3 protein-coding genes and 1 pseudogene are annotated in these 4,647 nt (G+C 66.4%); 2 read left to right on the top strand and 2 right to left on the bottom strand.

Annotation, left to right across the window (positions count from 1 at the left end):
• Positions 1-52 precede the first annotated feature (52 nt).
• Together AC1DOC_RS19990 and AC1DOC_RS19995 are read left to right on the top strand one after the other, a co-directional pair.
• On the top strand, positions 53-2,341 hold the full coding sequence (locus tag AC1DOC_RS19990; protein ID WP_478130352.1) for a putative bifunctional diguanylate cyclase/phosphodiesterase: 2,289 nt from the start codon (positions 53-55) through the stop codon (positions 2,339-2,341).
• 72 nt (positions 2,342-2,413) lie between these two features.
• The gene (locus AC1DOC_RS19995; RefSeq protein ID WP_278874969.1) at positions 2,414-3,043 is read left to right on the top strand and encodes a glycine-rich domain-containing protein; all 630 of its coding nucleotides are present in this window, start codon (positions 2,414-2,416) and stop codon (positions 3,041-3,043) included.
• Between the two features lie 51 nt (positions 3,044-3,094).
• Here AC1DOC_RS19995 and AC1DOC_RS20000 read toward each other — a convergent pair whose 3' ends face one another.
• On the bottom strand, positions 3,095-4,411 hold the full coding sequence (locus AC1DOC_RS20000; protein WP_478080987.1) for a sulfatase family protein: 1,317 nt from the start codon (positions 4,409-4,411) through the stop codon (positions 3,095-3,097).
• Positions 4,412-4,425: 14 nt separating this feature from the next.
• Positions 4,426-4,647: pseudogene (locus AC1DOC_RS20005) on the bottom strand (ABC transporter substrate-binding protein); the annotation flags it as partial.

The following is a 4,647-nucleotide window of genomic DNA, read 5'->3' on the forward strand; positions in this document are numbered from 1 at the left end:
GCTCGACAAGGCGATCCCGTGGTTCATCGTCGTCGGCGGCCTGGCCACCAGCATGCTGCTTGCCGGCATCGTCTTTTCGTTGACCACCGCACGCAGCCGAGCCCAGATCCTGGCGAACGAGATGACCCGCCACCTGCGCACGAGCGAACGGCAGCTGGAGGAGGCGCAGCACCTGGCAAGCCTGGGCAGCTGGATCCTCGATCCCGAAACCGGAGCCCTGCAGTGCTCCGAAGAAGCCCGGCGCATCCTGGGCTTCGAGGCCGGCCACTTGCGGCCGGAGCTGCCCGCGCTGCTCTCGCGTGTTCCGGCCGCAGAACGCCCCGCGGTCGAACAGCAGATCGCGCAGGCCTCCCGGTCCATGGAACGCAGCGAATTCGAGCATCACCTGTGCCTGCCCGACGGCACCGAGCGCTGGCTCCACGTCATCGCGCAGTCGGCCGAAGAAGACGGAAAGACGATGGTGCGCGGCACCGTGCGCGACGCCACGCGGCCGCGCAAGGATGCGTTGCGCCAGGGGCTCGAATACAGGATTGCCCGGCTGCTTGCCGGCGATGGCAGGGCCGAGACGGTGATCACCCAAGCGCTGGAAGCCCTGTGCACCGACCTGCGCTGGGACTGCGGCGCGTTGTGGAGCGTTGGCGAGGACGGCGTGGTTCGCTGCGCCGCCGCCTGGCATGCCGACCACATTCCCCCGGCGGTGCGGCAATTCGCCTCCGACAGCCGGTCGTTCGAATACCGGGCCGACGAAGGCTCGCTGGGCCGCGCCTGGAAAACCGGCGGCATCGTGCAGATCGACGTGCTGGCGGCTCCGGGCCATTTCGCGCGCGATGCGATGGCCCGCGAGGCCGGGCTGGCCGTCGGCGTCGTCGTGCCGATGGCCGTGACCGATTCGATCACGGCGCTGGAGCTCCTTGGCTCCAATCCGTACGCCGTCGACGCCCAGACGCAGGAGTCGCTGCGTGTGATCGCCTTGCAGATCGCCCAGTACAAGCAGCGCAAGCAGGCGGAGAGAAGCCTTCGTTTCATGGCCAGCCACGATGGACTGACCGGGCTGTTCAACCGCGCTGCGCTGCAACACGAGCTTGCTCGCGCCATCAAGCGCAGCAACCGCCATCAAAAGCAGTTCGCGGTGATATTCGTCGACCTGGATCGCTTCAAGCACATCAACGACACGCTGGGCCACGGCGTGGGCGACGAGATGATCAAGATCTGCGGCGAGCGCCTCACGGCGCTGCTGCGCGAGGCGGATGTCGTGGCGCGTTTCGGTGGCGATGAGTTCGTGCTGCTCCTGGAGAACCTGTCCAGCGCAAACGATGCCGCGGGGCTCGCCGAAAAAGTGCTGGCCTGCTGCGCCGAGCCTTTCTTCCTCGCGGGGCGCGAACTGCACGTCAGCGCCAGCGTCGGCGTGAGCATCTATCCGGACAACGGCGCAGACGCCGAAGCGCTCTTGAAGAATGCCGATACGGCGATGTACCGGGCCAAGGAAAGAGGCCGCAACACCTTCCGGTTCTACGCCGCGAAGATGAATGCGCAGAATACCGAACAGCTGATGCTCGAAAGCGCGCTGCGCCATGCCTTGGAGCGTGGCGAGCTCGAAATGCACTACCAGCCGAAGATGGATCTGCAGACCCAGCGAATCGTCGGTGTCGAGGCGCTGATGCGCTGGCACCATCCGATCCTGGGCATGATCCCGCCGGTGCAGTTCATTCCAATCGCCGAAGAGCTCGGCCTGATCGTGTCCTTGGGCAAATGGGCGCTGGAGAGGGCTTGCGCCGATTCGCGTTCGTGGCAGAAATACGGTTTGCCGAAGGTGTTGATGAGCGTCAATCTATCGCCGCGCCAATTCGAAAGCCGCACGCTCATCGCCGACATCCAGGCCGTCCTGGAAGCCTCGGGGCTGGAGCCGTCGCTGCTGGAGCTGGAGATCACCGAAGGCGCGGTGATGGCGAACCCCGAGCATGCGGCGACGTTGCTCAGGGCGATCCGGGACATGGGCGTCGGCCTCGCCATCGACGATTTCGGAACGGGCTATTCCTCGCTCTCCTACCTCAAGCACTTCCCGCTGTCGACGGTCAAGATCGACCGCTCCTTCATCAACGACCTGTCGCAGGACGCCGACGCGCGGGCGCTCATCGACGGCATCATCACCCTGGCCCACGGGCTGCGGATGAAAGTGGTCGCCGAGGGCATCGAGACCACGGCCCAGCTCGATTACCTGCGCAGCCACGGTTGCGACGAGGCCCAGGGCTATTGGCTGTGCAAGCCCGTGCCTTCCGACGAGGTGCGCAATTTCATGGCGCGTCACCTGCGCAACCAGTTTGCTCCATCGGAGGCGGCCTGACGGCCGAGCTCCTGAAGCAATCGTCACCGGGCACGTTCGCTCGGACCTTCCCGCAACTTCACAGGAGCATTCATGATCCATTCCACCCAGCGCAAGACACTGGAGCAGACGATCGCCGCCATCGAGGCGATCGACCTCACGCCGATCAAGTTCAAGGCCTGCCGCAAAGAGGACGGCTACGGCTGGTCGGCCGGCTATGCGGACCAGATGGAGGTGGCCTACAAACGCTACCTGATACTGCACGCCAGGCACCCCGAGCTGACGCTCGCTCCCGAGCAGGACGTCGACCGCTTCTGGCACATGCACATCCTCGACACGAGAAAGTACGCAGCCGATTGCGAAACCACTTTCGGCTACTTCCTGCACCACTTTCCGTACCTCGGCCTGCGCGGCGAGGAAGACGCCAAGGCGCTGCAGGCGGCCTTCCTGGAGATGCAGCGCCTGACCGCCGAGGAATTCGGCGAGCCGGCGGCCGCAGCCCGATACGCGCCGGGCAAGGATGCGCCCGCATGGTGCTCGCTGGAGGCGGGCAAGCCTGCAGCCGCATGGTGTTCGCTGGAGGCGGGCAAGCCCACAGCGGCATGGTGTTCGCTCGAGGCGGGCAAGCCCGCAGCCGCATGGTGTTCGCTGGAGGCGGGCGCTGCCTCCGCGTCTGAGCTGGCCGCTTCTGCTCGCAGGGCCTCGCTTGGCGTGAACAGGTGAAGGATCGGCGAAGGGACGCGGCGGCGGGTCCGCCCGTTCCCTCGCCTGGGTTCAGCGCTGCGGCATGTCCTTGACCGAGTAGCCCAGGCTCACGGTCGCATCCTCCGGAATCGCGGGCATGGTTGCGTTCCAGGCCAGCCAGTCTTCCCGCATGGCCGCGAGCCGCTGCGGCTCCTTCTTGCCCAGGTTCGCGCGCTCGCGCTCGTCGGCCGGAATGTTGAAGAGGTACTCGTTGCCGTCGACCTTCAGGTACTTCCAGTCGCCGTCGCGCATGGCCTGCTGGTCGCGGTGGTTCATGCGCCAGTGCAGCGGACGGCGGAAGCTGTGCCTGGCGTCCTTCAGCACGGGCATCAGCGACACGCCGTCCAGCGGGTAGTCCGCATCGGCCTTGACGCCGGCCGCATCGAGCATGGTGGCGGACCAGTCCATGGTCATGCACAGCTGCCGGCTCTCGCCGCCCTTGGCAATCACCGCGGGCCAGTGCGCGATCCATGGCACGCGGATGCCGCCTTCGGTCAGGTCCATCTTGCCGCCCACCAGCGGCCAGTTGTCGGAGAAGCGCTCGCCGCCGTTGTCGCTGGTGAACACCACCAGCGTGTTGTCGGCCATGCCGTGCTTGCGCAGCGCGGCCATGATCCAGCCGATGCCTTCGTCCATGTGATGGATCATGCGGCGGTACACGTGGATGTTGCCGCCGGCCAGGTCGAACAAGTTGTCCTTCACGAGCGGCGCCTTGTCGGCGTCGTCCCGCGTTTCCCAGGGCCAGTGCGGCGCGGTGTAGTGCAGGCTCAGGAAGAAGGGCGCGTCCTGCTTTGCCATGCGCTCCACGTAGTCGACGGCGCGCTTCGAAAGGATGTCGGTGAGGTAGCCCTCTTCCTGCTTGTCTTCCTCGCCGAACCACAGGTCGTGGCGGCCGGTGGAGTCGCAATGCGTGAAGTAGTCGACGCCGCCCGACATCGGCCCGAAGAACTCGTCGTAGCCCGAGCGCAGCGGCCCGAAGGTGGGCGGATAGCCCAGGTGCCACTTGCCGATGAGCGCGGTCTGGTAGCCGCCGGCCTTCAGCAGCGAAGGCAGCGTGGGATGGTCGGTCGGCAGGCCGAGCGTGGTGCTGCCGCGGCTCTTGCTGTTGATGGGTTCCTCGGCCGCGCCGCGCAGGCGGTACTGGTAGCGCGCGGTGATCATCGCAAAGCGCGTGGGCGAGCACACGGGCGAGTTCGAGTAGCCCTGCGTGAGCTTCAGCCCGTTGGCCGCCAGGTCGTCGAGCACGGGCGACACGGGGCCGAAGGCGGCATCGCGGCCGCCGTAGCAGCCGAGGTCGGCATAGCCGAGGTCGTCGGCCACGATGAAGATGATGTTGGGTCTGGTCATGTCTTTTGGAAAGGTCAGGGCTGGTAGCCGGACTTTTGCACCACGGGCGCCCATTGCGCCTTGTAGGCCTTGAGCATCGCCGCGGTCTGGGCCTGCGTGCTCACCACCGGCGTCATGCCGGCGTCCTTGAACTTGCGCTGCGTGTCCGCATCCTGCATGACCTCGCGGATGGTGGCGGCCAGGCGTTCGGCCTTGGCCTTGGGCATGCTGGCCGGCGCAAAGAAGGTGTTCCAGCC

The sequence above is a fragment of the Variovorax sp. 01T439_2 genome, assembly GCF_056398445.1.